Origin of the sequence: Adlercreutzia wanghongyangiae (assembly GCF_035989245.1) — a bacterium.
GTDB lineage: Bacteria > Actinomycetota > Coriobacteriia > Coriobacteriales > Eggerthellaceae > Adlercreutzia > Adlercreutzia wanghongyangiae.
This window is the reverse complement of the sequence record NZ_JAYMFF010000004.1, coordinates 1-26,641: the sequence shown is the minus strand read 5'-3', so window position 1 is coordinate 26,641 and position 26,641 is coordinate 1. Positions and strand designations below refer to the sequence as shown.

22 protein-coding genes and 4 tRNA genes are annotated in these 26,641 nt (G+C 65.9%); 25 read left to right on the top strand and 1 reads right to left on the bottom strand.

The annotated features are described in order from the left end of the window. The first annotated feature begins 107 nt into the window (after positions 1–107). The 11 genes from VIN30_RS03335 to VIN30_RS03285 all read left to right on the top strand — a co-directional run bounded on the left by VIN30_RS03335 (position 108) and on the right by VIN30_RS03285 (position 11,262). A tRNA-Arg gene (locus VIN30_RS03335) sits at positions 108–183 on the top strand. An 82-nt stretch (positions 184–265) separates the two neighbouring features. Continuing rightward, entirely contained in the window at positions 266–1,582 is a 1,317-nt protein-coding gene (gene rlmD, locus VIN30_RS03330; protein ID WP_338209274.1) for a 23S rRNA (uracil(1939)-C(5))-methyltransferase RlmD, read from the top strand. Between the two features lie 92 nt (positions 1,583–1,674). Next, entirely contained in the window at positions 1,675–2,205 is a 531-nt protein-coding gene (locus VIN30_RS03325) for a peptidylprolyl isomerase (RefSeq protein ID WP_326423703.1), read from the top strand. Between the two features lie 72 nt (positions 2,206–2,277). Beyond that, complete coding sequence (locus VIN30_RS03320; RefSeq protein WP_338209271.1) at positions 2,278–3,657, top strand: tetratricopeptide repeat protein; 1,380 nt, start codon at positions 2,278–2,280, stop codon at positions 3,655–3,657. An 84-nt stretch (positions 3,658–3,741) separates the two neighbouring features. Further along, on the top strand, positions 3,742–4,146 hold the full coding sequence (ndk, locus tag VIN30_RS03315) for a nucleoside-diphosphate kinase (protein WP_326423700.1): 405 nt from the start codon (positions 3,742–3,744) through the stop codon (positions 4,144–4,146). Positions 4,147–4,390: 244 nt separating this feature from the next. After that, positions 4,391–5,428 carry a 4Fe-4S dicluster domain-containing protein gene (locus VIN30_RS03310; protein ID WP_338209269.1) on the top strand — a complete coding sequence of 346 codons (1,038 nt, stop codon included), beginning with the start codon at positions 4,391–4,393 and terminating at the stop codon, positions 5,426–5,428. Further along, positions 5,418–6,320 (top strand): FAD/NAD(P)-binding protein, encoded by a 903-nt coding sequence (locus tag VIN30_RS03305; RefSeq protein ID WP_338209267.1) that lies wholly within the window; start codon positions 5,418–5,420, stop codon positions 6,318–6,320. Before VIN30_RS03310 ends, VIN30_RS03305 begins: the two co-directional genes overlap by 11 nt. Beyond that, the gene (locus VIN30_RS03300) at positions 6,321–7,106 is read left to right on the top strand and encodes an NADH-quinone oxidoreductase subunit B family protein (protein WP_338209265.1); all 786 of its coding nucleotides are present in this window, start codon (positions 6,321–6,323) and stop codon (positions 7,104–7,106) included. Between the two features lie 3 nt (positions 7,107–7,109). Further along, on the top strand, positions 7,110–8,399 hold the full coding sequence (locus VIN30_RS03295; protein ID WP_338209263.1) for a Ni/Fe hydrogenase subunit alpha: 1,290 nt from the start codon (positions 7,110–7,112) through the stop codon (positions 8,397–8,399). 202 nt (positions 8,400–8,601) lie between these two features. Beyond that, entirely contained in the window at positions 8,602–10,278 is a 1,677-nt protein-coding gene (locus VIN30_RS03290) for an FAD-dependent oxidoreductase (protein ID WP_326423694.1), read from the top strand. 105 nt (positions 10,279–10,383) lie between these two features. Next, positions 10,384–11,262, top strand: a complete 879-nt coding sequence (locus tag VIN30_RS03285) for a LysR family transcriptional regulator (RefSeq protein ID WP_326423692.1) — start codon at positions 10,384–10,386, stop codon at positions 11,260–11,262. Positions 11,263–11,863: 601 nt separating this feature from the next. Here the strand turns inward: VIN30_RS03285 and VIN30_RS03280 are convergent. Further along, positions 11,864–13,756, bottom strand: coding sequence for an FAD-binding protein (locus VIN30_RS03280; RefSeq protein ID WP_326423690.1), 1,893 nt, complete (start codon positions 13,754–13,756; stop codon positions 11,864–11,866). Between the two features lie 310 nt (positions 13,757–14,066). On the opposite strand from VIN30_RS03280, the gene VIN30_RS03275 reads away from it, so the two are divergent. The 14 genes from VIN30_RS03275 (at position 14,067) to VIN30_RS03210 (ending at position 26,424) form a co-directional block, all read left to right on the top strand. After that, positions 14,067–15,155, top strand: a complete 1,089-nt coding sequence (locus tag VIN30_RS03275) for a hypothetical protein (protein ID WP_326423689.1) — start codon at positions 14,067–14,069, stop codon at positions 15,153–15,155. After that, positions 15,130–15,516, top strand: a complete 387-nt coding sequence (locus VIN30_RS03270) for a response regulator transcription factor (protein ID WP_326423687.1) — start codon at positions 15,130–15,132, stop codon at positions 15,514–15,516. Before VIN30_RS03275 ends, VIN30_RS03270 begins: the two co-directional genes overlap by 26 nt. A gap of 98 nt (positions 15,517–15,614) precedes the next feature. Beyond that, positions 15,615–16,670, top strand: coding sequence for a rod shape-determining protein (mreB, locus tag VIN30_RS03265; protein ID WP_016308611.1), 1,056 nt, complete (start codon positions 15,615–15,617; stop codon positions 16,668–16,670). A gap of 16 nt (positions 16,671–16,686) precedes the next feature. Then, positions 16,687–17,679 carry a rod shape-determining protein MreC gene (mreC, locus tag VIN30_RS03260; RefSeq protein ID WP_326423682.1) on the top strand — a complete coding sequence of 331 codons (993 nt, stop codon included), beginning with the start codon at positions 16,687–16,689 and terminating at the stop codon, positions 17,677–17,679. Then, positions 17,679–18,203 (top strand): rod shape-determining protein MreD, encoded by a 525-nt coding sequence (gene mreD, locus VIN30_RS03255; RefSeq protein WP_326423681.1) that lies wholly within the window; start codon positions 17,679–17,681, stop codon positions 18,201–18,203. The genes mreC and mreD overlap by 1 nt, the downstream gene beginning before the upstream one ends. Positions 18,204–18,216: 13 nt before the next feature. After that, complete coding sequence (mrdA, locus tag VIN30_RS03250; RefSeq protein WP_326423680.1) at positions 18,217–20,397, top strand: penicillin-binding protein 2; 2,181 nt, start codon at positions 18,217–18,219, stop codon at positions 20,395–20,397. Between the two features lie 9 nt (positions 20,398–20,406). Further along, positions 20,407–21,636 carry a rod shape-determining protein RodA gene (rodA, locus tag VIN30_RS03245; protein ID WP_394355766.1) on the top strand — a complete coding sequence of 410 codons (1,230 nt, stop codon included), beginning with the start codon at positions 20,407–20,409 and terminating at the stop codon, positions 21,634–21,636. Next, positions 21,637–22,815, top strand: a complete 1,179-nt coding sequence (locus VIN30_RS03240; protein ID WP_338209256.1) for a YcjF family protein — start codon at positions 21,637–21,639, stop codon at positions 22,813–22,815. Further along, a complete protein-coding gene (locus VIN30_RS03235) occupies positions 22,802–24,811 on the top strand; it encodes a TIGR03960 family B12-binding radical SAM protein (protein WP_338209254.1) in 2,010 nt (669 codons plus the stop codon). The genes VIN30_RS03240 and VIN30_RS03235 overlap by 14 nt, the downstream gene beginning before the upstream one ends. Continuing rightward, a complete protein-coding gene (locus VIN30_RS03230) occupies positions 24,811–25,455 on the top strand; it encodes a TIGR03936 family radical SAM-associated protein (protein WP_338209252.1) in 645 nt (214 codons plus the stop codon). Before VIN30_RS03235 ends, VIN30_RS03230 begins: the two co-directional genes overlap by 1 nt. Positions 25,456–25,704: 249 nt before the next feature. Then, positions 25,705–26,067 carry a histidine triad nucleotide-binding protein gene (locus tag VIN30_RS03225; RefSeq protein WP_326423674.1) on the top strand — a complete coding sequence of 121 codons (363 nt, stop codon included), beginning with the start codon at positions 25,705–25,707 and terminating at the stop codon, positions 26,065–26,067. A gap of 88 nt (positions 26,068–26,155) precedes the next feature. Further along, a tRNA-Asp gene (locus tag VIN30_RS03220) sits at positions 26,156–26,232 on the top strand. A 19-nt stretch (positions 26,233–26,251) separates the two neighbouring features. Next, a tRNA-Asp gene (locus tag VIN30_RS03215) sits at positions 26,252–26,328 on the top strand. 19 nt (positions 26,329–26,347) lie between these two features. After that, a tRNA-Asp gene (locus tag VIN30_RS03210) sits at positions 26,348–26,424 on the top strand. Positions 26,425–26,641: the final 217 nt, after the last annotated feature.

The following is a 26,641-nucleotide window of genomic DNA, read 5'->3' as shown; positions in this document are numbered from 1 at the left end:
CTGTGCGGCTGCGCCCGCGCCGCCCATGGGGTATTTTGAGGTTTTGCCGCGCGACGGGGATATTTGCACTATAATAGCCTGCGCCCCGATGCGGGGTACCATGAGCCGCCCTCGTAGCTCAGGGGATAGAGCACTTGCCTCCGGAGCAAGGTGCCGCAGGTTCGAATCCTGTCGAGGGCACCATGAATTGCCAGGGCGAACTTTCGGGTTCGCCCTTTTTCGTCTCGCGCCGCCCGGCGCGCCCTTTGCGACCAAGGAGCCTTCCATGACCGATACCGTGCAGATCGACCGCATGAGCTACGGATCGGCGGGGGTGGGCCGGCTGCCCGACGGCAAGACCGTGTTCGTGGAAGGCGCCGCCCCCGGCGACGTGGTGGAAGTGACCCTGCGTGAGGAGAAGCCCCGATTCGCCCGGGGCACGGTGGCGCGGGTGGTGGAGCCCTCCCCGGTGCGCGTGGATTCTCCCTGCACCGCCGGCTGCGGGGGCTGCCCCTGGGCGCACCTGTCCTACGACGCGCAGCTGGCCGCCAAGCGCGCGAACGTGGTGAACGCGCTGGTGCGGGTGGGGCATCTGGACGGCGAGCGCGCCGAGGCCGTGGTGGCGTCCTGCGTTCCCTCGAAGCGGGAATGGGGCTACCGCAACAAGCTGGAGCTGGCCTGCGGTGCCGATGCGGCCGGGCGTCTGGTGCTGGGTATGCGCCCCGAGGGCGGCTCGCAGGTGGTGCCGCTGGACGCGTGCCCTCTGGCCAACCGCCTGATCGAACGCTCGCCCAAGGCCCTGCGCGGTGCTCTGCGCTTTTTAGCCGGTGCTGATGATCTGGGCATCTTCCGCGTGGGGGTGCGCGGCAGCCTGCGCACGAAGGACGTGGAGGTGGCCCTGTGGACCGCTCCCGGCCCCTTCCCGCGCGCCGCGGCCGCCAAGATGCTGGGAAGCGCCTGCAAGAGCACCTCGCTCGTGCGCGTGGTGGCCGAGCCGGGGCGCGCCCGCAAGGTGAAGAAGGTGGAGGCGCTGGCCGGCAAGGGCTGCTGGGAAGAGGAGCTGGCCGGCTGCCGCTTCCTCACCAGCGCCCCGTCGTTTTTCCAGGTGAACACCGCCCAGGCCGAGAAGCTGGTGGAGCTCGTGCGGGAGGGGCTGAGCCTGTCGGCGGGCGCCTACGTGGCCGACCTGTACGCCGGCGGCGGCACGTTCTCGGTGCCGCTGGCCCTGGCCGGTGCCGATGTGGTGGCCGTGGAATCGGCCGGAAGCTCGGTGCGCGATCTGCGCCGCAACGCCGAGCGGGCGGGCGTGGATATCGAGGTGGTGGGGGGAGACGCGGCGCGCGAGCTGCCCGAGCTGGGCGAGCTGGACGCGCTGGTGGTGGATCCGCCCCGAGCGGGGCTGGCCGCCGGGGTGGTGGACTCCATCGCCGCCGCGGCGCCCGCGCGCGTGGCCTACGTCAGCTGCGACCCGCAAACCTGGGCGCGCGACGTGGCCTTGTTCGAGCAGGCGGGCTACCGTCTGGCCCGCGCAACGCCCGTCGACCTCTTTCCTCAGACCTACCATGTGGAAGTGGTTAGCATTTTCACGCGCGACGAACGCTAAACTGCTAAAATCGTTCCCCGTATGCGATAAAGCGATTCGCGGGGCGCCTGGGGGCGTGCCTGCGGTCCTCAAGGGAAAAGGAGTGGCCGATTATGGCTCTGTACACCCCCGAATATGCTCCCACCGGCGACGAGATCGCCGTCATCAACACCTCCAAGGGCACCATCCGCGTGCAGCTGGCGGGCAACGACGCCCCCATCCACGTGGGCAACTTCGTGGAGCTGGCCCAGAAGGGCTTCTACGACGGCCTGAAGTTCCACCGCTACGTGCCGGGCTTCGTCATCCAGGGCGGCTGCCCGAACACCCGCGAGGCCACGCCCGAGCAGGTGGCCGCCGGCCGCGCCCCGGGCATGGCGCCCTTCGGTACCGGCAACCCGGGCTACTCCATCAAGGAGGAGTTCACCACCAACCCCAACAACAAGCACGAGGACGGCGCTCTGGCCATGGCCCGCTCCATGGACCCGAACTCCGCCGGCTCCCAGTTCTACCTGTGCCTGGGCCCCCAGCACAACCTCGATTCCGGCTACACGGTGTTCGGCCAGACCATCGAGGGCAAGGATGTCATCGGCCAGCTGCGCGCCGGCGACGTCATCGAGTCCATTACCATCGAGAACGCCGCCTAAAGGGTCTCGGAAAGCCGCCCGCGCCGAAGGCGGATTTGTCGCGCCCTGCCCCGCACCCAGTGAAGGAAGTCTATGAACAACGAGTTATTCGATCGAGCAAATGAGCGCTACCGCCTGCGTGATTTCCGCGGAGCGCTGCTGACGTTCACGGAATGCTTGCAAGACGCCCAGTCCCCCTTGGCGCCGGGCGAGATGGGCCTGCTCTATCACCAGATCGGCAACTGCCTGGTGAAGCTGAAGAACCCCCGCGAGGCCATCCAGGCCTACAGCCAGGCCACGGCCGACCCGGCCTACGGCGCCCTGGGCACCGTGGAGTGCAACCTGGGTATGGCCTATGCCTCGCTGCGCGACTACGACAACGCCATTCGCTACTTCGAGCAGTCGGTGGGCGACGAGACGAACCCCACGCCCTACAAGTCGTACATGGGCATGGGCAATGCGCTGATGAAGCTGGGCAAGTCGGCTGAGGCCGGCGTGGCCTTCCGCGAGGCGGCCCTGGACGAGGCGAATCCCGATCCCACCAAGGCGCTGCTGAACCTGGGCGTGTGCTTCATGGCGCTGAACCGCCCGGCCGACGCCGTGGCCTCCTACGAGAGCGCCATGCAGTTCGACATGCTGTCCAGCACGCGCAACAAGCTGCAGGCGTCGCTCGGCCAGGCCTATGTGGCCTGCGGCCAGATGGAGAAGGCGGTGCATGCCTTCGAGGAGGCCATCGCCGACAAGACCTACTTCCTGTCCGATTCCGCCAGCGTCGACTACCAGCGCGCCGTGGGCGCGGTGGCCCAGGGCTCTTCCGAGCAGAACCAGGCCACCCAGGTGCTGCAGCTGGCCGATATGTCGGGGCTGGATGTGGCCGCCGACGGCACGAGCGTCTACGACATGGAGGTGTACGACGAGCAGCCGGTCGACCCCTTCTACTACGACGAGCCCTACGAGGCCGACCCGCAGAGCTTCCCCGGCTACGTGGGCGCCTACGAGAACGTGGACAACGACCGCTTCTTCACGGCTACCGACGCCGAGCTGGAGCAGTGGTCGCGCGGCCTGGCCAAGCAGGACCGCAAGCGCCGCAACGTGGGCCTGAAGATCCTGCTGTTCTTCGTGGTGGTCATCGTGCTGGCCGCGGCGGCCGGCGTGCTCGCCTACACCCAGGGCTTCGGGTACCCCACCCAGGAGACCGTGACCAAGGAGCTGTTCGCCGATCCGTCGGCTGCCACGGCCACGGTGTTCTCGTCCGACTTGGACGAGGCGAAGGTGACGGCCATGCTCGATCCGGTGATCGTCGACCCGAACGTCACGGTAGACGGCATGAACCGATCGATGGCCGATTCCACGGTGTACGCCACGGCGGCCACCGAGAACGGCGGCACGGTCACCTACAAGATTTCCATGGTGCGCGACGGCATCGGCTGGAAGATCGCCAACATCGAGTTGTACTTCCCGAGCCAGGCCTAAGCGCCCCCATTCCGGCATGTTCGGCCCGTCGCCCCGCGCGCGGGCCGTTTGCACGATACGAACCCCTCTTTCGAAAGGATTCCCATGGCTATCCAGCAGACCTACTCCATGATCAAGCCCGACGGCGTGCGCAACGGCCACATCGGCGAGATCATCAACCGCTTCGAGCGCGCCGGCCTCACCGTCGAGCGCATGGAGCTGGGCATGGTCACCCCCGAGCAGGCCCGTGCCAACTACGCCGAGCACGAGGGCAAGCCCTTCTACGACGGCCTCATCGCCTACATTACCTCGGGTCCCGTGGTGAAGATGGTCATCTCCGGCGAGGGCGCCGTGGCCAAGTGCCGCTCGCTCATGGGCGCCACCAACCCGGCCGAAGCGGCCCCTGGCACCATCCGCGGCGACTTCGGCCTGATCATGGACGAGAACGTGATCCACGGTTCTGACAGCCCCGAGTCCGCGGAGCGCGAGATCGCCATCTTCTTCAACTAGAAGATTACGTCGACACTGCGAAGCCCCGGTTGCGCCGATATGCGGCACTCCGGGGCTTCTCGCTCACATTGCCAAAAATGTGAGTTGGTGACAATTCTCTTGGAAAGCCTCGAAAGGGGCTTTTTCTTTTCCCTATCTGGATTTTCGGGGCCGTCAGTCGAACCGGGGAGGCAAGAGGGGCCCTCAGCCGTTACTATGGATGGCAACGGAGAAGACCCAGGGAGACAAAGGAACAGAATCGCCTATGTTGTACCGTGTCATCGACCGTGACGATCTGCCCTCGCTCGTCGCGGCCTTTATGGAGCGCTACGAAGTCATCGCCCCGGTCAAGCGCGGAGAGGGCCACGCGTTCTCCGCCGTGGCCGATGCCGCCGACATCGTGCTGGACTATCCCACCACGGTGGCATCGCCGAAGAAGTACCTGCTGCCCGCCGTGGAGACCTTGTTCGAGTTCGACGCCGAGGGCAACGCGGTGACCGACTATACCGACGAGGTGCGCCCACGGGTGCTGTTCGGGGTGCACGCCTGCGACATCAACGCCATCATGAACCTGAACAGCGTGTTCGACGATGCGCGCTATCCCGACCCGTACTACCAGGCTCATCGCGCGGCCACCCTTATCGTGGGGGTGGGCTGCATGCCCCAGGCCCACTGCTTCTGCAACCTGATGGACGCCGAGGAGGCTCGTCCCGGCTACGATTTGTTCCTCACCGATATCGGCGAGCGCTACCTGGTGTCCATCGGCTCGGTGGTGGGGGCGAACATCCTGGAGGGGGCGTGCGAGGTGCGCGAGGCCACCGACGAGGACCGCATCGCCTTCCGCGCCGTCACCCGTGCGCGCCAGGAGGCCTTCAACGGGGATATTCCCGATATCCAGGAGATTCCCATGCTCATGGATGCCTTCCACGAGGATGCGTTCTGGGACGAGCTGGGCGGTCGGTGCCTGTCGTGCAACGCCTGCGCGAACGTGTGCCCCACCTGCTACTGCTTCGACATCCGCGACACGCTGGACCCGGGCGGGGCCACCGGCCGGCGCGAGCGCGTGTGGGATGCCTGCACGTCGCCCCAGTTCGCCATGGTGGCCGGCGGCCACAACTTCCGGCCCACGGCGGCCCAGCGGGTGCGCCATCGCATGTACCACAAGCTGAACGGCTTCATGGCCAAGTACGACCGCAGCCTGTGCGTGGGCTGCGGGCGGTGCGCCACGGCCTGCAAGGTGGATATCAGCCCCATCGAGGTGCTGAGGTTCTTCGAGAGAAAGGGGGCCGAAGATGCCGAGTAGCACGGCGGTGTCCGTCCATCCCTTCCATGATGAGGGGCGCCCGCTGTCGGGTGCCGAGATGATGCGCGCGAACCCCTATCGGCCCTGGCCGGCGCGCATTACATCTATGACCGAGCTGACGGCCACCGAGACGCTGTTCGAGTTCCGCCTGGTGGACGAGCGCATCCGCGAGGCCTTCCGCCACGAACCCGGGCAGTTCGTGGAGTTGTCGCTGTTCGGCGTGGGGGAGGCGCCCATCTCCATTTCCAGCTCGCCTACCAAGGAGGGCTTCATCGAGCTGTGCGTGCGCCGCACCGGGCGCTTCACCGAGCGGCTGCACCAGATGCAGTGCGGCGAGATCGTGGGCATTCGCGGGCCTTTCGGGCGCGGCTTTCCCATCGACACCATGCGCGGCCACGATGTGCTGCTCGTGGCCGGCGGCCTCGGGATCGCGCCGCTGCGCTCGCTCATCAACAACATCCACGACGAGCGCAGCGACTTCGGCAAGGTCACGATCATCTACGGCTCGAAGAACCCCGGCGAGGTGATGTTCCGCAACCAGTTCGAGATGTGGAAGCACCGCAAGGACTTCGAGCTGCACCTGACCGTCGACCATGGCGACGAGACGTGGGATGGGGAAGTGGGCCTGGTCACCAAGCCTTTCGAGCACTTGGAGATAGATCCGGCAAACACCTTCGGCGTGCTGTGCGGTCCGCCGATTATGTACCGGTTCGTCGTGCAGGAGATGCGCAAGAAGAACATTCCCTACGACCGCATCTACATGAGCTTCGAGCGACATATGAAGTGCGGCGTGGGGAAGTGCGGCCACTGCCAGGTGGGGCACCAGTACTGCTGCATCGACGGGCCCGTTTTCAATTACTGGGAAGCCAAGAACATTCAGGGGTCGATGTAAATGAGCGAGATTCGGACCATTCCCGAGGGCGGCCGCGCCCCGCGTGTGGTGCTGATCGGGCTGGCCAGCTGCTTCGGCTGCCAGATCAACATCACCAACATCGAAGAGCATCTGCTGGCCGTGCTGGGCCAGGTGGACATGGCCTACTGGCAGCTGACCTCGTCGGAGCCCATGCCCGACGAGTTCGATGTGGCGGTCATCGAGGGCGCCGTGACCACCGAGGAGGCCGCCGAGACCGTGCGCCGGGCCCGCGAGCGGGCCACCTGCGTGATCGCCATCGGCGCCTGCGCGGCCACCGGCGGCATTCCCGGTATGGCCGCGGCCGACCTGGACGGTCATGTGCGCGCCGTGTACGGCGACGCGGCCCCGGCGGCCTGCGGCGATCTGCGCGCACCGGTGCCGGTAAGCGCTGTGGCGGATGTGGACTTCACAGTGAGCTGCTGTCCCATCGATCCCCTCGAGTTCGTGCGCGTGCTGGATGCGGCCCTGTACGGGTCGAACGCGTTGCCAGCCACCTCGGTGCTGTGCGGCGAGTGCTCCCGCAACGAGCAGGGGTGCTTCTACGGGCGCGACACGATGTGCCTGGGGCTGGTGACGCGTTCTGGCTGTGGCGCGAAGTGCCCGGCCATGGGTCGTCCCTGCAATGGCTGCGCGGGTCTTTCCCCCGATGCGAATGTGCAGGCCGCCCGCTACGTGGTGGGCAAGCGCGGTCTGGAGGTGCGTCGCTTCGACGACGCCCTGGAGATGTTCAATGCCGTGGCGCTGGGCGCGGCGGGGGAGGAGTAGGCCATGACCTCGGTTCGCATCAACGTGGAGCACCTGGCCCGGGTTGAGGGCCACGGCGACATTCGCCTCGTTATGGAGGACGGGCAGGTGACCTGCTGCGAGATGGCGGTGGTGGAGCCGGCGCGCCTGTTCGAGTCGATGGTGCGCGGGCGCTCCTTCGAGGAAGTGCCCTACATCGCCTCGCGCGTGTGCGGCATCTGCTCGGCCAGCCACGTGGTCACCGACCTGCGCGCCATCGAGCATGCCTTTGGCGTGACGGTGACCGACCGTACCCGCGCTCTGCGCGAGCTTCTGGTGTACGGGTCGTACCTGCAGAACCACGCCACGCACCTGTTCGTGTTCGCCGCGCCCGACTTCCTGGGCCACAAGTCGGTGTTCCCCCTGGCCGACTCCAATCCCGAGCTGCTGCAGAAGGCGCTGGGGCTGAAGGCCTTGGGCAACGAGCTGTGCACGCTGGTGGGCGGTCGGTCCATCCATCCCATCACGGCGGTGGTGGGCGGTTTCACCCACGAGATGGACTCCGCCGAGTACCGGTGCATGGCCGATGCTATGGACGAGGCGCGCGCCTTCGCCCTGGAGGCGGTTGATCTGTTTCGCGACTTCGATACCGTGGACGTGCGTACCGAGGGCGACCTTCTGGCCATGGTGGCTCCCGGCGCCTATCCGGTGTGCACGTCGGATGCGGCCCGCTTCGTGCGCTCCGGCGACGAGTTCTCGGCTCAGGACGTGGAAGAGGCCATCGAGGAGTATCCCGTGGGGCATTCCGGAGCGTTTCTGGCCCGGGTGCGCAAGACGGGGCGGCCGTACATGACCGCGGCCTTGGCCCGTGTGAACGCCAGTTGGGACGCGTTGTGCAAGGACGCGCGTTATGCCGCCGCCAAGGCCGGCCTGCGCCCGCCCGAGCTGAACCCGTTCGCCAACAACATCGCCCAGGCCGTGGAGCTGGTGGACGTGCTGGATCGTTGCGCGGCGCTTTGCCGCCGCCTGGCCGACGGCGATTTCGAGGGAACGAGCGAGCCGGTGCCCTTCACCGTGCGCGCCGGCCGCGGGGTGGGATTTACCGAGGCCCCGCGCGGCGCCCTGTTCCACCTGCTGGAACTGGATGGCGAGGGACGGGTGCAGCGCGCCTCCATCATGACGCCCACGGCCCAGAACATCGCGAATCTGGAGGCCGACATGCGACAGCTGGCCGAGACCATGGCGGCTGCCGGCTACGACGCCGACCTCATCCGCCTGGAGATCGAGAAGCTCGTGCGTGCCTACGACCCCTGCCTATCCTGCAGCGTGCACTAGGGGAGCGGAGTACGGGAACAGGGGAACTGCGAGAGCGAGAAACGAGGACCGCGGGCTTCCCGCGGTCCTCTCTTATGGTTAACCTGTTCTTTGAACAGGTGTTACAAACTTCTTTAATGGTGACCAAAAATTCCTTTGGGAACGAATCGGCTGCTTTGTCGTTAAAGTGGCTCTCGTCGGAAAACCACTGAAGGAGGGCACAATGACCGATACCAACATTTCTCGACGCAACTTTCTGGGCGCCACCGGACTGGGCGCCGGCCTTCTGGCCATGGGCGCGCTCGCTGGCTGCGCCCCCAAGCAGTCTGACACTCTGAGCGACACGGGCTCCGACTCCAATAGCGCTGCCGAAGGCGCCGCCAGCATCCACTCCTGGGAGCAGCCGCTCGAGCCCATCACCGACTTCGTGGCCGAGGAGGACTACGAGATCGTGGTGATCGGCGCTGGCATCGCCGGCTGCGCCGCCGCTCAGTCTGCCGCCGAGGCAGGCGCCAACGTGCTGCTGGTGGAGAAGTTCGAGGGCGTGACGGCCCACGGCCAGGACAACGCCGCCCTGGGCTCCAAGCTGCAGATCGAGAAGGGTTACGAGTACAACAAGGGCGAGGCCGCGCGTCTCGTGTACGACTGGAGCCAGTCCCAGGCGAACTGGTACCTCATCAAGACCTTCGTGGAGAACAGCGCTGACGTGCTGAACCACTACATCGACATGGCCCCCGCGTACGGCCTGGAGGTCGTGCTGAACGATCAGATGACCGCCCGCTCCGACTGGTATGAGCTTGAGGAGCGTTTCCGCCAGTTGCGCTACACCGCCCACAACTTCATCAACCCCGAGAAGGAGGAGCCGTTCCCCAACATCAACCTGGTGACCATGCTGTGCGAGGACGCTCAGAAGAACGGCGCAACGGTGAAGTTCAACACCAAAGCCGAGCAGCTCGTCAAGGAGGGCGACAAGGTGGTCGGCGTGGTGGTGTCCGACGACGAGGGCTACAAGCGCATGAACGCTAGCAAGGGCGTCATCTTGGCCACCGGCGGCATCTCCTGCAACCCCGACATGGTGAACGCCTGGTGCCCGCTGGCTGCCAAGGCCGACAACATCTCGTACTTCCCCGAGGGCGGCGCTTCCGGCGACGGCATCGTGATGGGCATGCAGATCGGCGCGGCGCGCTCCCGCTGCTACCCGGCCCCGCTCGTCCACCCCGTGCAGCTGTCGGTGATGGGTCCCGGCTTCGACACCTGCTGGCTGTACGTGAACAACGACGGCATGCGCTTCTGTTGCGAGATGGCCTATGAGCCCACGGTCACCAACGCCCGTATGAACTCCGTGAACAACGTTACCTGGGCCGTGTGGGACTCCCACTACCCCGAGCACGTGCAGAAGCAGGAGCCGCACAAGTCCCAGCCGTGGATGGCCACTCTGGAGGACGATGTTGAGGCCGCCGTGGCCAATGAGGAGTTCGTGAAGGCCGACACCCTGGACGAGTTGGCCGAGAAGATTGGCGTGCCCGCCGACAACCTGAAGGCCACCGTGGCCCGCTACAACGGCATGTGCGCCGCCGGCGTAGACGACGACTTCGGCGTCCCCGAGCGCTTCCTCAGCTCCGTGGAGGACGGCCCGTTCTACGCCTGCCGCGTCAACGCATGGACCCTGGCCATCCCTTACGGCCTGCACGTGGACACCGAGTCCCGCGTGTGCACCGACGAGGACGAGCCCATCGAGGGCCTCTACGCCGTCGGCAACGTGCAGGGCGATTTCTTCGCCAACTCTTACCCGGTGGCGGTGCCCGGCATCAGCCACGGACGCGCCCTCACCTTCGGGCGTCTCATCGGCCAGAACCTGGCGAACGGCACCACGCTGGACGCCTACCAGTACGGAAAGTAGGAAGACGAGGCTGCTCGCCTGGGCGTATAATACAAACCCTCCCTATGTTGGCCTGCCCGGTTCGTGCCGGGCAGGCTGGTTGCGTTGGGAGACGGGAGGATTGCCATGAACGACCACCAACTGCGCTGCTTCGTAGCAGCTGCGCGCTATTTGAATTTTACGAGGGCCGCCCAGGATCTGTTTCTTACCCAGGCGGCTGTTACCTACCAAATGAACGAATTGGAAAAAACGCTGGGCGTGAAGCTGTTCGCTCGCACAAAGGAAGGTCTGCAGCTCACGGCGGCGGGTCGTTCGCTGCAAGTGAGCGCCGACTCCATCCTTACTGCCCTGGCCGATGCGGAAGAGAAGGTTCGACGGGCGGCATGCGGCGAAGGGTCGGCGCTGCGCATTGGTTGCTACGGCGACGTGATGCACCCGCTGCTGCCCTCTATTCTGGCGGCTTTTCGCGATCGGTTTCCTGAAGTGGAGGTCTCGCTCCAACAGGCTCTCGCTCGCGATCTGGTGGAGGGATTGAATCGCGATGACTTTGACGTCGTGTTCATGACGGGCTACGGCGATTATGTGGCTTCGCTCGATTGGCTGGAACGTGTTCAGTTGTTCGAGGACATTCATGTTGCCGTGGTGCCGAAGGACCACCCTCTGGCATCGGCGGAATCCGTCACTCCTGAGGAGCTGGCCGGCGTGCGCAAGATTCTCCTTTCTGAGAGAGACTTGCTGGCGCGCGAGGACCATATCGGGGATGTTGGCTCGAATACCGAGTTCCTTTTCGATCCCCAGAGCGTGCGTGTGCTGGTGGATGCAGGCTACGGGGTGAGCATTTGCGTGCGTCATGTGGCGCAGTTCTACGATCCGTATTCGGTGTGCATTCCCATTGCGGAATCCTCCATGCCCATCTATGCCTGCTGGAAGAAAGGCACGCGTTCCGAAACGGCGGCGGCGCTCATCGATCTGGCCAAGAGCATGGTGGACGACCTGCTAGAATAGGTCGACGATCATTCGCCTGGAGATCGAGAAACTCATGCGTGCTTACGACCCCTGCCTATCCTGCAGCGTGCACTAGGCCCCGAGCCGCCTCCGCGCCGCCCCGACGCCGCCGCAGAGGGCTATGCGGCGCTGCCTTTTTCTCGTGGGGCCATCGCGGCGCGCATGAGCCGGCCCGCGCTGCCATTGCCGCGGGCCGAAAGTGGCACTTGATTTCGAAAAGTTGACGCTCGCGTCAACTTTTCGCTCTTTTGCGCCAGAGATTTGCAAGCTCTTTTTGTATAATGCCTGGTCAAAGCTTCGGACTATAACGTATTGCTTTCTTGGCTTCCGAAAAACGTCAACTTTTCGAAATCAAGTGCCACATTGGTCGCGCACAAGGGGTGCCCTCCGCTGCGCACAACGGGCGCCCCGCCTCCCGCAACCGGTGCCGCCATTCGCCTCGAGCAGCGGTGAGGAGCGCCTTCTGCCCATGGAGTTTCTACGCCAGCGCGACTTTGCCTCTGCAACGGAAGGGCACCTATCGGCGATAGGTGCCCTTTGCCTGCAGCGGCCGGGGAGGGAAAGGCCGTGCTGAGGATTGATGGCGGTCGGTTGCGCGGTGCTAGATCGTTCCCGTGGCCAGCCCCTTGCCCAGCTCGCGGCCAAGTGTCATGGCGAAGCCCAGCGTAAGACCCGACATGGGGGTGGAGTACTGCACGGCGAAGCGGCCGCCGCTGTTGTTCCCGCTCGCGTAAAGGCCCTCGATAGGGTTGTAGTTGGCATCGAGCACGCGCTGGTCGTCATCGATGACAAGGCCGTTCAGGGTCACCGTGCCCGTCATGGGCTTTTCGAACACGCTGTACATGCCGAAGAAGGGTGGCTCGGTGATGGACTGCAGCAGGTTGGCATCTCGACCGAAGTCCTCGTCTTCTCCCGTTTCGCAGAAGCTGTTATAGCGGGCGATCTCCTCAGCTACCGTCGGCCTCATGGCTTCATCGAGCCCCATGTAGTCGAACAGCTCATCGAGAGAATTCGCGGCCCAGGCGCAGACCGTGCCCCCTTCCTCGGTGGGCGCACCCTTGGCCCCCCGTTCTACCCAGGAGTTGAACAGATCGTCGTAGCTGATGCTGTCCGGTACGCCGACGGGTTGAGAGAAGTGCTCCGGCGCCATGCGGGCCATGGTCTCCTTCCACTTGTTGTCGAAGAAGAAGTAGTAGCGGCCTGGCTTGCGGCGCTCGACCTGGGACAGAGTGCCGAAGATGCCGAGGAAGGTCTCGTCAGTAAAGCGCTTACCGCTGCCGTCGACGCAGACAAAGGGCGTGCCCCAGGGGTTTTGGCTTGCGCCTCCCGCGCCGGCTGCCACTTCGGCGGCCGCGGCGTTGAAGCCCGATCCCCAGCGCAGTACATTGGTGGCGAAATCAGTGCTCTCATACATGACCTGGGGAGATACCAGGCAGCGCGGGCCGGGATCGAGCGTGGCACCCGCCCACAGGCCCATCTTGATACCGCTGCCGTCGCGGCCGAAGCCCATGCAATGCAGATCCTCGGCATCAAGGCCGTGGCTCTCGAACAGCCAACGCTGCTCATCCTGGAGCGCTGCGTACATTTCCGGATTTCCGCCGTAGTCGCCGCAGGTGAGCACGATGCCCTTCGTGCCGACAAAGCGCAGGTAGTTGCCCTCGGCATCTTGGGCGATGACGGCGTTCACGGTCGTGCGGGGCTCGGTGGCGTCGATGAAGGTGACAGCGCCTGAGGGGTCCACAGTCTCCTTCTGGACGGCCACCTCTTCGGTCGAGGTCTCCAGCACTACGCCGCTGTGCTCCCAGTACCAGGTGGCTCCTGATGCCTCGGCCTCGGCGATGAGCGCGGGCGCGGTGGTCTGGAAGTCGATCTGTACATAGCCCGGCCAGCATTTGAATCCGTTGAGGCTGCTCCCCAGCTTGAAGTACTCGCTGTTGGTCGTGAAGTGAGCAACATGGGCTTTGTCGAGCACCTCTTGGGGTGCCTTGCCCACGAGCCAATCGACCATCTCGCCGCTCGCGTCGATGAACTTCTTCACGAGGCGGGGATTGGTCTTGTTGTGGGTTCGGCGCTGATACTCGGCTAGAAATTCCCCCTTCTTGATGGGCTCGAGACCGCTGTCGAGCACGTACTGCGAGTTGATGGAGGCGATATCGTGCAGTCCGTAGTAAAAGATATCAGCCTTGGCCTGGGCCTCGATGACCGCCACCGTCGCACCGTTCTCGGCGGCGGCGCAGGCGCACATGGTACCGGCGTTGCCGCCGCCCACGACGATGATATCGGCCTCGATGGTCTGGGTGATCTCAGACTCGTCGATAACAGGCGCCTCCCCGAGCCAGGAAGTACCGGTGGCGGCCAGCTCATCGGTAGCGCTCGCTGCGCTTTTCGGTTGCGGGGCGCAGCCTGCGAGGACTCCTCCCATGGCCGTCGCCACGCCGGCGCCGGCCGCTGCCTTGAAGAAGCCCCGGCGGTCCAAGTTAAGCAATCCCCTCATGTCTCGTGCATTCATGCGTGCATCCTCTCCTATCGGTTTGTCGTGCGGGCGCGAGGCGCCGCGCATCGCGCGGCTGACTCGTGCCAGGGGCCATCATGGCCGTCGATGTACGGTTCGCCATCCTATTTCGGGGGTGATGGTGCCTCGGGCGGCAAAATCACCCGCAAATGATGAGGGCATTTCAGGCGATGGGAGCCTGTCGCTCAATGACGCCCATGCTATAGTGTCAGCCAAAGTGTCGATCGGGGAGGATGCATCGATGAGGTTTGCGTCAAGGGGATGGCGGCGGTTTTGGTCCCAGAAGGAAGACGTGGGCGTCGCGTTGGCCTGGGGGACGTTCCTAGCTTGGCATCGTCTCGTGTTGCGTGCAGTTCCCGCACCGCTAATATCGGTGCCTTTCTTTCCTTTGTCTCACCCGCGTGCTGATGAAGCCTGGCTGGCTGCCTCTGCGGCCGTTATCGTGCTCGCTTTCGCTTTGGGCGCTTTTCCCGTCTTCGGGCGATTTGCTCGTCGCCTTCCCTTAGCTGCTATCGCCGGGACGGCTGTCGCTGCGATGGTGGCGGGCGGCGGTTGCGTGCTGGGGGCAAGTGCCTCGCTGGAATCGGTGGTGGCGGGCGGCGTCCTCTGCGGCGTCGGCGAGCTTATCTACATTCATCTGCTCCTCTGCATGCTCGCTGCGGGCGGGCGGCCTTCGCGAGGAGTGTTCGTCGGCGGTCTAGCGGTTGCCGGGGCGGTCGACTCGGTGTTAATCGTGCTGATGGACGGCGCGGCTCTTGGTGTCCTCTTCCTCTTGCCTGTGATCTCCCTTACCGCCCTGCTCGCTCTCGGCCACCCGTTTTCCGAAGCACGGGCCGGAAAGGCGGAAGGGGAGGAGCAGGCGGACTCGTCGGGAGCTGATGGGGTGGCCGACGCGGGCGGTCGGTTGCGCGGTGCGCGCTGCCCGCGTCTGGTCTCCCTGCTCCTATCGTGTGTCGTGCTTGCTTTGTTTCTCGGCCTCGTGGGATTTGAGGCCGATGCGGTGGACGGCGGCATGCTGCTCTCGTACCAAGCGGGGCTCATGGCCGCCGGCTCTGTGCTGGCCGTTGCAGTGCTCGCAGGGATCCGCTGGATCGGCGATGCAGCGGCGTTGCAGATAGCGGTGCTCGTGCTCATCGCTACGGGCGCTCTCATGCTGCCCTTTTCCGGCGCGGCTCCCTTCTCTGCGATCGCTAACGTCATTGCCCAGGCGTCGCTTCTGTGCCTCTACGGCCTGATCGTTGACTTTGTGCGGGACAGCGCCGTCGCGACAGGTGGGGGAGGGGCTGTGGCGCTTGAATGCGCGGCTTATCAGCGCGGTGGCTTTCTGCCAGCTGTTCGGTGTTTTGTGCGGCGGGATGGTGCGCAGCCTCTTCGGCCTTGATCTGACCGCTGTCGCTTTGGTGTCGCTGCTGGTGCTCTACGCCGTGCTCATGGCGGCGCTGCTGCTGGCGCGGGGGCGCAAAGTCGAGCACGTTATCAGGGGGCCTTTTGCGAGCGAGGCCGACATCGCCATGGTGCGTCGCGATCTGCTCGCTGAGCGCTACCCGAGCTTGTCTGCGAGGGAAGGGGATGTGCTGTTGCTGCTTTTGCAGGGTTACAGCAACGCGCGCATTGCCCGCGAGCTTGTTATATCGGACAATACGGTGAAGACCCACGTGCGTCACATTTATGAGAAGATGGGCGTGGGGTCGCGCCACGATGTACTCGAGTTGGCCGCTGCCATTCGCCTCGAGCAGCGGTGAGGAGCGCCTTCTACCTATGGAGTTTCTACGCCCAAGCGGGGCGTGTGCTAAAATCTAAGGCTGACTGTAACCTATACGTACTCGAAGGGTTTGCCTGTATGTCATTCCTTGATATGTTCTCCAGCCTGACCGGCCAGATGTCCGCCGACATGGCCATCGACCTGGGGACTGCCAATACCCTTGTTGCCATTACCGGCGAGGGCATCGTCATCAACGAGCCCTCTGTTGTCGCCATAGAGAAGTCCACCCATCGCGTGCTGGCCGTGGGCCACGAGGCGAAGAACATGATCAACCACACGCCCGATGCCTTCTCGGCGGAGCATCCGCTGAAGGACGGCGTGATCGCCGACTACGACGTGACCGAGGCCATGCTGTCGGCCTTCATCAACAAGGCCTCCGAGCGGAAGTACCCCTGGCAGCCCAAGCCCCGCATCGTCATCTGCATCCCCTGCGGCGCCACCTCGGTGGAGAAGCGCGCCGTGTTCGAGGCCGCCATCCAGGCCGGCGCGCGCCAGGCCTACCTCATCGAGGAGCCCATGGCCGCGGCCATGGGTGCCGATCTGCCCGTGACCGAGCCGACCGGCAGCATGGTGGTGGACATCGGCGGCGGCACCACGGAAGTGGCCGTCATCTCGCTCGGCGGCATCGTGACCTCCAGCTCGCTGCGCTTGGCCGGCAACCGCTTGGACGAGGCCATTGCCATGCACCTGCGCGACCTTCTGGGCATCAAGATCGGCGAGCGCACGGCCGAGGTTATCAAGATCAAGATCGGTTCCATCCTGCCCTTCGAAGACGGTCGCGAGCGCGACATGATCATCTCGGGCCAGGACGTATACACCGAGCAGCCCAAGGAAGTGACCATCCAGTCCGAGGACGTGCGCGCCGCACTTCAGGCGCCCATCGAGGAGATGGTGCTGCACATCAAGGACACCTTCAAGAAGACCAACCCCGACCTTGCCTCCGACATCATCCAGAACGGCATTCTGCTGACGGGTGGTGGCGGTTTGCTGTCGGGCCTGGATCGCTATCTCACCGATAAGCTGGAGATTCCCGTGTGGGTGTCGGAGACGGCGCTGACCAACGTGGTGTCCGGCTGCCTGAAGGTGCTGGAGACGCCGACGGCCCTGAAGCAGACCCTCATGCGCTCCAAGTAGGGCAGACGCGACCCGCATGGCCCTCAACTTCCAGAACAACAGCCCCGCGCCCATGGGCCGGGTTCCGCTCATCATTACCCTCGTGCTGGCCGTGGCCCTGATCGGCGTGTACGCCGCCGAGGGCGCAGGCGGCCCGCTGCACAAGGTGCAAACCGCCGTGGAGGGTGCCGTGGCGCCCCTGCAGCAGCTGGGCATTCCCCTGGGCACCGCTGTGGAAGGCGCCGGCGAGGCGGCCGAGGACGCAGCCGCGTCGCCCGAGACCCTGGCGGCCTTGAAAGACCAGAACGCGCAGCTGGCCGAGTTGGCCGTGCAGGCCGAGGAGTACCGGCTGGCCGCCCAGCGCCTGGAGGCGCTGTTGGGCATGCGCGACGCCTACGACATCGAAGGGCCCGTGGGCCGGGTGATCGGCCGTTCCACCGACGCGTGGAACCAGGACGTCACCTTGGACGTGGGCTCGAACCAGGGCGTGGAGACGGGCCTGACCGTGATGGGCGCCACGGGCGTGATCGGCCAGGTGATCTCCGTTTCGCCCAACAGCTGCCGCGTGCGCCTGCTGTCCGACCCGCAATCGGGGGCGGCGGCCATGGTGCAGTCGAACCGCGCCGAGGGTATCGTGCGCGGCTCGCTGGACGGCCTGCTGTATCTGGAGAACATCGGCGCCGACGTGAACATCCAGGTGGGCGATGTGGTGCTGACGAGCGGTTTGGGCGGCAGCTACACCCCCGGCCTCATCATCGGCACGGTGGCCCGGGTCGAGGGCAGCGCCGGCAACGACAGCCGCCGCATCGTGGTGGCTCCCAACGGCTCGGTGGCGCTTCTGGAGGAGGCCACCGTGGTGCTGAGCGCCGCTTCCGACGCCGTGGACCGCAGTGTGCCCGTGGTGCCGGTGGAGGGCGGCGACGCCGAGGCCGATGGCGCTGCGGACGATGCCGGCATGACCGGCGGCGACGACGCTGACGCGGACGATGCCGATGCCGATACCGCCTCCTCCGAGGGGGATGGGAACTGATGGAGCTGACCCGCGAGACCATCGCCGGCATCGTCGGCGGCGTGGTGGCCGTGCTGCTGCAGATCATCGTGGCCCCGGCTATCGCCCTGGCAGCTGCCGTACCCAACTTCATCGTGGTGTTCTGCGTGGTACGGGCCGTGGCCTGCCCCCAGCAGGCCGGCTGCGTGCTGCCCTTCGTGCTGGGCCTGCTGTTCGATCTGATGGGGGGCGGTCCGGTGGGGGCTATGGCCTTTGTGCTCGTGCTGGTAACGTTTCTGGCATCCCGGGCCTTTCAGGCCCTCAACAACGATACCCTGTTCATGCCGGCGGTCGTCCTGCTGGCGGCGATCATGCTGGTCGAGGTGCTCTACGGCATCATCGTGGTGGCCTGCGGCGCCGGCGTCTCCTTCGGGGAGGCGTTCCTGTACCGGGTGCTGCCCTGCATGCTGTACGACTGCGTGGTCGGCCTGCTGTTCTATCCGATAGCGATTCGCGTTCTGGTGGGGAAGCCCTTGGGACAGCCGGGAACGCCCCAATTGCGCTAGGAGGGGGTGAGCTGTGCTCGTCGCTCTGATCGCGGCCCTGGTGGCCGCCCTTATCGCCATAGTGGTCATCGCCGTCGCCTTCGTGGTGCGCTCGCGCACCTCCGCGCCCTCGGTGGGAAAGACCAAGGGCGTGCGCCAGCTGGACACCGTGGGCGTGGGCTCGTCTCCCTTCGAGCGGCGCACATCGGCCAAGGCCGCACGCGAGGGCGATGTGACGGTGTCGTCGTCCGACAACGTTGCTGCCCAGAAGCCCTCCGACGGCCTGACCGGCCGGTTCGCGGCCATGGGCGCTGCCGCCGCAGCTATCTTCGGCGTGCTGGCGGCGAAGCTGTGGAGCATGCAGATCCTGGGCAATTCCGAATATGCCGACGCCGCCGAGCAGAACCTGTACACCACGGTGAACACGCCCGCCCCCCGCGGCTGCATCTATGACATGTTCGGCACGCCCTTGGTGGTGAACGAGGCCAGCCAGACCGTGCTGGCCGACCCGGACGTGGCCGACAACCGCGATGTGGTGCGCCGTTTGGCCACGGTGCTGGGGCTGCCCGCGAACGTGGTCATGCAGCGCATCAAGGACTCATCGGCCGGCGCCCAGAGCCTGCGCGTGGTGGCCTCCGACGTGCGCCTGCGCGACGTGGCCTTCATTGCCGAGCATGCCGACGCGTTCCCCGGCATTACCGTGGAGGAGCGCGCGAGCCGCACCTACCCCTACGGCGCCCTGGCCGCCCATGTGCTGGGATACACCGGCTCGCCTTCCGAAGACGACCTGAAGGCCAATCGCGACGGGCGGCAGATCCTGTCCATCGACACCGTGGGCAAGGCCGGCGTGGAGGCGTCCTACGACCAGCTGCTGGCCGGCGAGCACGGCGAGAGCAAGGTGATGGTGGACGCGGCCGGTCGCCGCATCTCGGTGATGAGCGACGTGCAGGACTCCAAGGGATCCGATTTGTACCTCACCATCGACGCCAAGGCCCAGTACGTGGCCGACGCGGCCCTGGCCAAGCTGATCGCCCCCTCGGGCGTGATCGGGCGGGGCACCGGCACCTCGGGGGCTGTGGTGGCCCTGGACGTGCGCGACGGCGCGGTGCTGGTGATGGCCAGCTATCCCACCTTCGATCCTACTAACTTCACGGGGTCCATCTCCGAGGAGATCATGGACATCTACAACGACCGCAAGGAGAACAAGGCCTACCAGCCCCTGAACAACCGCGCCATTTCCGGCCAGTACCCCGCGGCTTCCACCTTCAAGGCCTTCACGTCGCTGGCGGGCCTGGAGTACGGCACCGCCACCGAGACGAGTACGTGGAACTGCACAGGCGAGTGGGACGGCTTCGGCAGCGGCGACGTGCAGAAGTGCTGGAACCACGACGGCCACGGCACGCTGGACTTGCACGGCGGCATCGTGAACTCCTGCGACACCGTGTTCTACGAGATAGCCAAGGGGTTCTACGACCGCGGCCCGGCGGGCACCGGCGAGCTGTCGGAGACGGCTCTGCAGGAGTATCTTGAGGAGTTCGGCTTCGGCGAGCGCACCGGGGTGGATCTGGCCGGCGAGTCGGTGGGGCTCATCCCCACGCCGGAGTGGAAGGCCGAGACTTTCCGCAACCGGCCCTCCGAGGCCAGCTGGCGCGGCGGCGACTACACGAACATGATCATCGGCCAGGGCGACGTGCTGGTGACCCCGCTGCAGATCGCGGCGGCCTACGGCGGCGTGGCCACGGGCCAGATCATGAAGCCCCACGTGCTGCGCGAGGTGCGCAACGGCGAGGGCGAGACGGTGGTGACCTACCAGCCCGAGGTGGTCCGCGTGCCCGAGGTGAACGAGGGGCATCTGAACTACGTGCGCGAGTCGCTGCACGACATGGTGCGCGAGTCGAAGAGCGTGGGGCCCCTGTTCGAGGAGCTGGGCATCGACGCCGCCGGCAAGTCGGGCACGGGCGAGAAGGCGGGCCAGGACGGCGACACGGCCTGGTTCGTGGCCTACGCCCCCTACAACGACCCGAAGTACGTGGTGGCCTGCGTGGTGGAGCAGGGCGGCGGCGGCTCGGCCACGGCGGCGCCCGTGGTGGCCGAGGTGATGAGCGCCCTTATCGCCTCCCAGGAGGGCGTATCCGATGTGGAGGTGGGCCGCATCGCCGGATCCACCGGCCAATCGGTGGAACTGACCGTGGACTCTTCCAGCCGAACCGACTAGGAGCATCCCGTGGCCGAGCTTCCCCAGATTCATTCCGTGCACGCCTCCCAACGGGGGCGCGCGTCCCATCAGGCGCCGAAGCGGTCGGGCAAGCCCGCTCCGCTGGCGTTTTTCAACTGGCCCTTCCTGCTGGTCATCGCGCTGTTGGTGGGCTTTGGCCTTTTGGTGTGCTGGTCGGCGGTGTACGGCGACGAGAAGTACAGCTTCACCCGCCAGCTGGCCGGCGTGGGCGTGGGCGTGGTGCTGATGGTGCTGCTGTGGCACTTCGACTACCGGCGCCTGGCGAACATGACCACGGCCCTGCTTGTCATCAACGTGGTGCTCATCCTCTCGCCGCATCTGCCCGTCATCGGCGTGGAGGCCAAGGGCGCCCAGTCGTGGATCAACATCGGCATGCAGGTGCAGCCCGGCGAGTTCGCGAAGGTGACGGTGGTGCTGTTCGCTGCCAGCCTGCTGGCCCGCTACCAGGGCACGCTGGACGACTGGCGCGAGTACTGCAAGGCCCTGGGCATGCTGCTCATTCCCTTCGCGTGCATCATGACCCAGCCCGACCTGGGCACCGGTCTGGTGTATCTGGCCATCTCGGCGGTGATCATGGTGATGGCCGGGGCCAAGGGCCGCTATCTGCTGATCACCGTGGTGGCGGGCATTGCGGCCATCGCGGCGGTGTTCGCCCTCGACGAGCTTTTGAAGTACCAGCAGTCCGACGGCACGTGGGAGTACCGCCTGCTGAAGAACTACCAGCGCAGCCGCCTGCTGGTGTTCCTGAATCCCGAGGGCGACCTGTCGGGCGACGGCTACAACCTGGCCCAGGCGAAGATCGCCATCGGCAGCGGGGGCTTGTTCGGCAAGGGGCTTCTGAACGCCACTCAGTCGACCCACGGCTTTCTGCCCGAGGCGCCCACCGACTTCATCTTCTGCGTGCTGGCCGAGGAGATGGGCTTCGCTGGTGTGGTGGTGCTCATTGCTCTGTACGGTGCGCTCATCGCCATATGCCTGTCCATTGCACGGGGTGCCGACGACCTGTTCGGCATGCTCATCGTGATGGGCGTCATCGGCATGTGGCTGTTCCAGATTCTGGAGAATATCGGCATGGACGTGGGGCTGATGCCCATTACGGGCATCCCGCTGCCGTTCGTCAGCTACGGATCGTCGTTCATGGTCGTGAACTTTGCCCTGATCGGGCTTATCGGTTCGGTGTGGTCGCACCGATCAACCCAAGGAAGGAAGGCTGCCTAAATGAATCTTCCCATCGATATTCCCGCGCTGCTTCGTGCGGCCACCGACATCGATGCCGCCCGCAACACGCCGCTGGCGGTGTCGGTGTACCTGGACGAGACGGCTCCGGGCGATGTGGTGGGCCACGTGCGCAGCGCGTTCGCCAGCGCTGGCGCCCGCACCCGGGTGACCCTGGGTTATTTGGGCGACGGTCTGCCCGAGCCCTATGGCCACGACGATATGGCCGTCATCGTGGCCGGCGACAGCCCGCGCATCGGCGAGGCCGCGGCCCACGTGCGCAACGCGGGCATTCCGGTGATGGTGGTCACCTGCTCGCCGGCGGCTGTGGCGGCGGCTGCCGAGGAGGCGGGCTATGCCATTCCCGAGGGCGACCTGGTGGCGCCCCAGATGACCGATCCCACGCCTTTCTCGGACGCGGCGGCCACGCTGACGCGTCGTCTGACGGCCGGGCGCACGGGCGAGGGCGAGCCGGAGGCGGCTGCGGTGGCAGAGGCGTTGGAGCATGCGGTGCCCGTGGAGGAGGGGCCGGCGTCGGTCGAGCCCATCGCGCTTGACGACGAGGCCACTGCCACGCTGGATCGCCGCATGGGGGAGTGGATCATCGCCGCCTGCCGCGATAAAAAGCTGGCCTTCGCCCTGGCCTTTCCCTTCGTGCGGCGCCCCTTGTCGCTGGACGCGGTGCGCGCCACTTCCATCCAGAACGCCGGCGTGGGCGTGGTGGTGTTCATTCCCGGCGCCGACATGCCCATCATGACGCTGAACCAGGCGAAGATGCTGCTGCAGATCGCCGCCGCCTACGGCCAGCCGCTGTCGGCCGAGCGCATCAAGGAGCTGGCCGCCGTGGTGGGCGGTGCCTTCCTGTTCCGCAACATCGCGCGGTCGGCCGCCGGCGTGGTGCCGGTGCTGGGCTGGGCGGTGAAGGGTGCCGTGGGATTCGCGGGCACCGAGGCCATGGGACGTGCCGCCATCGAGTACTTCGAGGCCGGGGGAGACATCGTGGGCGTGGCCAATGTGGTGCAGAAGGCGCGCAACGAGGCCGTGGAGGCTGCCGGGAAGGCGGCGGACACGCCCGTGGGGCGCAAGGTGGTGGATGCTGCCAAGGACGCCGGCGTCTCGGCGTTCCGCGCGCTGCGCGGCAAGTCGGCCAAGAGCGGAAAGGGCGCCCATGCCAAGCACTAACCTGTGGCCGCGTGTGGAGCCGTTGCTTGCGCGCATCGAGCGTCCTGCACGCTATCTGAACCACGAGTGGGGCTGCGTGGTGAAGGACGACGCGCCCTTCCAGTTCTGCATGATATATCCCGACACCTACGAGCTCGGCCAGGCCAACCAGGCCGTGCGCATTCTGGTGAACGCCGTGAACGCCACCGAGGGCATGGGGGCCGAGCGCGCCTTCCTGCCGGCGGTGGACATGGCCGACCTCATGCGCGAGGAGGGCGTGCCGCTGTTCTCGCTGGAGAGCTGCGCGCCGGTGGCCGAGTTCGATGCGGTGGGCATCACGCTGCCCCACGAGCTGGCGGCCACGAACATTCTGGAGACGCTGGATCTGGCGGGCATCCCGCTGCGCACCGAGGCGCGCGCCGAGGACGACCCCATCGTGCTGGCCGGCGGCCCGTGCGCCTACAACCCCGAGCCCTATGCGCCCTTCTTCGACGCCATCTTGGTGGGCGAGGGCGAGGAACATCTGCCCGAAGTGCTCGGGCGCATCCGCGAGCTGCGCGTCGAGGGCGCGCGCCGGGCCGACATCCTGCGGGCTTTGGCGGCCATTCCCGGCACCTACGTGCCGAGCCTGTACCGCTGGCGGAGCGAAAAGGAGGCCCAGGAGGCCGGCAGCTGGGCGGAGCCGCTGTTTCCCGATGTGCCGGCAGTGGTGGACAAGCGGGTGTTCGCGGGCTTTGCCGCATCGGATGCCATGGAGCCCATGGTGGTGCCCTACACCGAGGTGGTGCACGACCGCCTGAACGTGGAGGTGCTGCGCGGGTGCGCCCGCGGTTGCCGCTTCTGCCAAGCGGGCATGATGTACCGCCCGGTGCGCGAGCGCTCGGCCGACAACATCGTGGCGGCTGTGGAGCGGGGTCTCGCCGAGACCGGCTACGACGAGGTGAGCCTGACGTCGCTGTCGTCCACCGACCACTCGCAGATCGCCGAGATACTTGCGCGGGTGAACGCGGCCTGCGCGGGCCGCGGCGTGCGCGTGAGCGTGCCCTCCCAGCGCCTGGACTCCTTCGGCGTTGAGATGGCCGAGCTGGTGGCCGGCCAGAAGAAGGGCGGCCTTACCTTCGCGCCCGAGGCCGGCACTCAGCGGCTGCGCGACGTGATCAACAAGAACGTGACCGAGGACGACCTGTTCGGCGCCATCGACGCGGCCTTCGCGGCCGGCTGGCGGCGCTGCAAGCTGTACTTCATGGTGGGCCTGCCCACCGAGACCGACGACGACATCAAGGGCATCGCGAGCTTGGCCCAGCGCGCCTACGACCGCGCCAAGGCCGCCGTGCCGGCCGACCAGCGCGGCAGCGTGCGCATGAGCGTGTCGGTCGCCGTGTTCGTGCCCAAGGCCCAGACCCCCTTCCAGTGGGACGGGCAGATCTCTCCCGAGGAGACCCTGCGCCGTGTGGGGCTTCTGAAGCGCTCGGTGAAGTACAAGGCGGTGGACGTGCACTACCACGACCCGAAGACGTCATTCGTGGAGGCTGTCATGAGCCGCGGAGGCCGCGAGGCCGCCGACTGGGTGGAGGAGGCTTGGGCGCGCGGCGCCCGCTTCGATGCCTGGACCGAGCACTTCAACGAGGAGGCGTGGACGGAGGCCGCCGAAGCGCTGGGTATCGATCCGGCCCGCATCGCCCAGGCCGATTTCGGCACCGACTACGTGCTGCCCTGGGCTCACATCACGGCTGCCGTGTCGCCGAAGTTCCTGGCACGGGAGCGCGAGCGGGCCGAGGCGGGCATCACCACGCCCGATTGCACCTTCGAGAACTGCTCGGCCTGCGGGGCATGCCCCACGCTGGGTCTGGATATCGAGCTGATGGAGGAGCGGCCGACCAAGGAAGGCGACGCCCCGGCGCGCAACCCCTACCGCAAGGTGGCTGCTGCCTGCGGAGATGTCGCGGTCGCGTGTCATCCCGAGCGGAGGCCGCAGGCCGAAGCCGAGGGAACTTCTGAAGAGGAGGCGATCCGATAATGGCCGATCCGCGTCTGTTCCGCCTGCGCGTCACCTTCCAGGAGACCGGGCGGCTCGCGCTTTTGTCCCATCTGGAGCTGGCTCGGGCCCTGGAGCGCGCCGTGCGTCGGGCCGGGCTGCCCTACGCCGTAAGCCAGGGGTTCTCGCCGCACATGCGCATCGCCTTCGGGGCGGCGCTGCCAGTGGGGGTAGGGGGTACCGCTGAGTTCTTCGATCTGTTCCTCACCGACTACCTGGCGCCCGATAAGGCCCTTGCCGCCCTGCAGGAGGCGAGCCCGGCCGATCTCATGCCGACGGCGGCGGTCTATGTGGAGCCCAAGGCCCCGGCCGCCAGCGTGGCGTGCCCGGTGAGCACCTACGAGGTGCGCCTGTCCGAGGCGCCTGCGGCCATCGTGGTGCCCGAGACCATCACCGTGGTGCGTAAGAAGAAGGAGAAGGTGCTTACCACGGCCGACTTCCTGGTGGGGCCGGTGGAGCACGACGGCGCCACGGTGCGCTTCACCCTTGAGGCCAAGCCCACGGGTAGCCTGCGAGCCGATGCCTTCCTGCGCGAGCTCTCGGCGGCCACGGTGGCGGCGGGGCACGCCGCCGAGGGCCTGCACCCTGTCAGCTTCCTGCGCGTGGTCCAGCGCGAGGCCCGCTGAGGCGGAAGCGCCCGGTACCGCGGGTCCGCCTGCGGGTAAAAATTCCGTATTTTGGCTTGGAATGAACGGTTTTGTTACGCAGGGCGCCTCTCGAACGGTCGAACTGCGTGATAAGCGTCGCGTTTGGCCAGGAAACGCAACCCCGACGGCCGCTGTTTGAAGCGTTCGCGTCTCAAAACCGTTGTTTTCAAGCCAAAAACCGTGATTGCCGTTATCATGGGAGCGTTGGAAGATGCGAAAGGAATTCCCATGGACGACTGCCTGTTCTGCAAGATCGTGGCCGGCGAGATTCCCTCGGCCAAGGTATACGAGGACGATGTGTGCTACGCCTTCGACGACATCGAGCCCGAGGCGCCGGTGCACACCCTCATTGTGCCGAAGACCCACTACGACAACCTGGCCGACGGCGTGCCGGCCGAGGTCATCGGGCACATGATGGCCGTGGTGCCCGAGGTGGCCCGCTTGAAGGGCGTGGGCGAGTCGGGCTACCGCACCGTGGTGAACACCGGCCCCGATTCGGCGGCCACGGTGAGCCATCTGCACGTGCACGTGCTCGGCGGTACGAAGATGGGCCGTTTCACCTTCGAGGGAAGCCTACGCGAGGCCCAGTAGGGCCGTCTGCCGCTTGTTCGAAATTTCTCGAAATTGGGGCTTGCGCGCAAAAGGGGTAGTGCGTATACTATACGGGCTGCTGAAACGCGGGGTGTTAGCTCAGTTGGTTAGAGCGCCGGCCTGTCACGTCGGAGGTCGCGAGTTCGAGTCTCGTACATCCCGCCATGTTACGCAGACACCATTCGGGGTGTTAGCTCAGTTGGTTCGAGCGCCGGCCTGTCACGTCGGAGGTCGCGAGTTCGAGTCTCCTACATCCCGCCATTTTACGCAGACACCATGCGGGGTGTTAGCTCAGTTGGTTAGAGCGCCGGCCTGTCACGTCGGAGGTCGCGAGTTCGAGTCTCGTACATCCCGCCATTTAGCTAGTTCAGGAGCCTATGGGCTCCTGTTTTTGTTTGGTGTTGTTCAGGTCTGGAAATACGAAAGCGCCCGACTTGAGCGAAATGCTCACCGCTCGGACGCCTTGACAAAAGTAAAGCGCCGGACTTATGTGAAATACTCGGCTTATAGGACAAAAAGTGTGTCCGAAATCGGGAGTTGACGCAGGTCGGCTCCCGATTTTCTTTTGGAAAGT

Excerpts from the sequence above, each read along its gene's own strand:
- VIN30_RS03280 (WP_326423690.1), bottom strand. The coding sequence starts at position 13,756 with ATGAGGGGATTGCTTAACTTGGACCGCCGGGGCTTCTTCAAGGCAGCG.
- VIN30_RS03295 (WP_338209263.1), top strand. The coding sequence starts at position 7,110 with ATGACCTCGGTTCGCATCAACGTGGAGCACCTGGCCCGGGTTGAGGGC.
- ndk (WP_326423700.1), top strand. The coding sequence starts at position 3,742 with ATGGCTATCCAGCAGACCTACTCCATGATCAAGCCCGACGGCGTGCGC.
- VIN30_RS03320 (WP_338209271.1), top strand. The coding sequence starts at position 2,278 with ATGAACAACGAGTTATTCGATCGAGCAAATGAGCGCTACCGCCTGCGT.
- VIN30_RS03285 (WP_326423692.1), top strand. The coding sequence starts at position 10,384 with ATGAACGACCACCAACTGCGCTGCTTCGTAGCAGCTGCGCGCTATTTG.
- VIN30_RS03310 (WP_338209269.1), top strand. The coding sequence starts at position 4,391 with ATGTTGTACCGTGTCATCGACCGTGACGATCTGCCCTCGCTCGTCGCG.
- VIN30_RS03325 (WP_326423703.1), top strand. The coding sequence starts at position 1,675 with ATGGCTCTGTACACCCCCGAATATGCTCCCACCGGCGACGAGATCGCC.
- mreC (WP_326423682.1), top strand. The coding sequence starts at position 16,687 with ATGGCCCTCAACTTCCAGAACAACAGCCCCGCGCCCATGGGCCGGGTT.
- VIN30_RS03235 (WP_338209254.1), top strand. The coding sequence starts at position 22,802 with ATGCCAAGCACTAACCTGTGGCCGCGTGTGGAGCCGTTGCTTGCGCGC.
- VIN30_RS03290 (WP_326423694.1), top strand. The coding sequence starts at position 8,602 with ATGACCGATACCAACATTTCTCGACGCAACTTTCTGGGCGCCACCGGA.
- VIN30_RS03300 (WP_338209265.1), top strand. The coding sequence starts at position 6,321 with ATGAGCGAGATTCGGACCATTCCCGAGGGCGGCCGCGCCCCGCGTGTG.
- VIN30_RS03225 (WP_326423674.1), top strand. The coding sequence starts at position 25,705 with ATGGACGACTGCCTGTTCTGCAAGATCGTGGCCGGCGAGATTCCCTCG.
- mreB (WP_016308611.1), top strand. The coding sequence starts at position 15,615 with ATGTCATTCCTTGATATGTTCTCCAGCCTGACCGGCCAGATGTCCGCC.
- mreD (WP_326423681.1), top strand. The coding sequence starts at position 17,679 with ATGGAGCTGACCCGCGAGACCATCGCCGGCATCGTCGGCGGCGTGGTG.
- VIN30_RS03240 (WP_338209256.1), top strand. The coding sequence starts at position 21,637 with ATGAATCTTCCCATCGATATTCCCGCGCTGCTTCGTGCGGCCACCGAC.
- rlmD (WP_338209274.1), top strand. The coding sequence starts at position 266 with ATGACCGATACCGTGCAGATCGACCGCATGAGCTACGGATCGGCGGGG.
- VIN30_RS03305 (WP_338209267.1), top strand. The coding sequence starts at position 5,418 with ATGCCGAGTAGCACGGCGGTGTCCGTCCATCCCTTCCATGATGAGGGG.
- VIN30_RS03270 (WP_326423687.1), top strand. The coding sequence starts at position 15,130 with ATGGTGCGCAGCCTCTTCGGCCTTGATCTGACCGCTGTCGCTTTGGTG.
- VIN30_RS03230 (WP_338209252.1), top strand. The coding sequence starts at position 24,811 with ATGGCCGATCCGCGTCTGTTCCGCCTGCGCGTCACCTTCCAGGAGACC.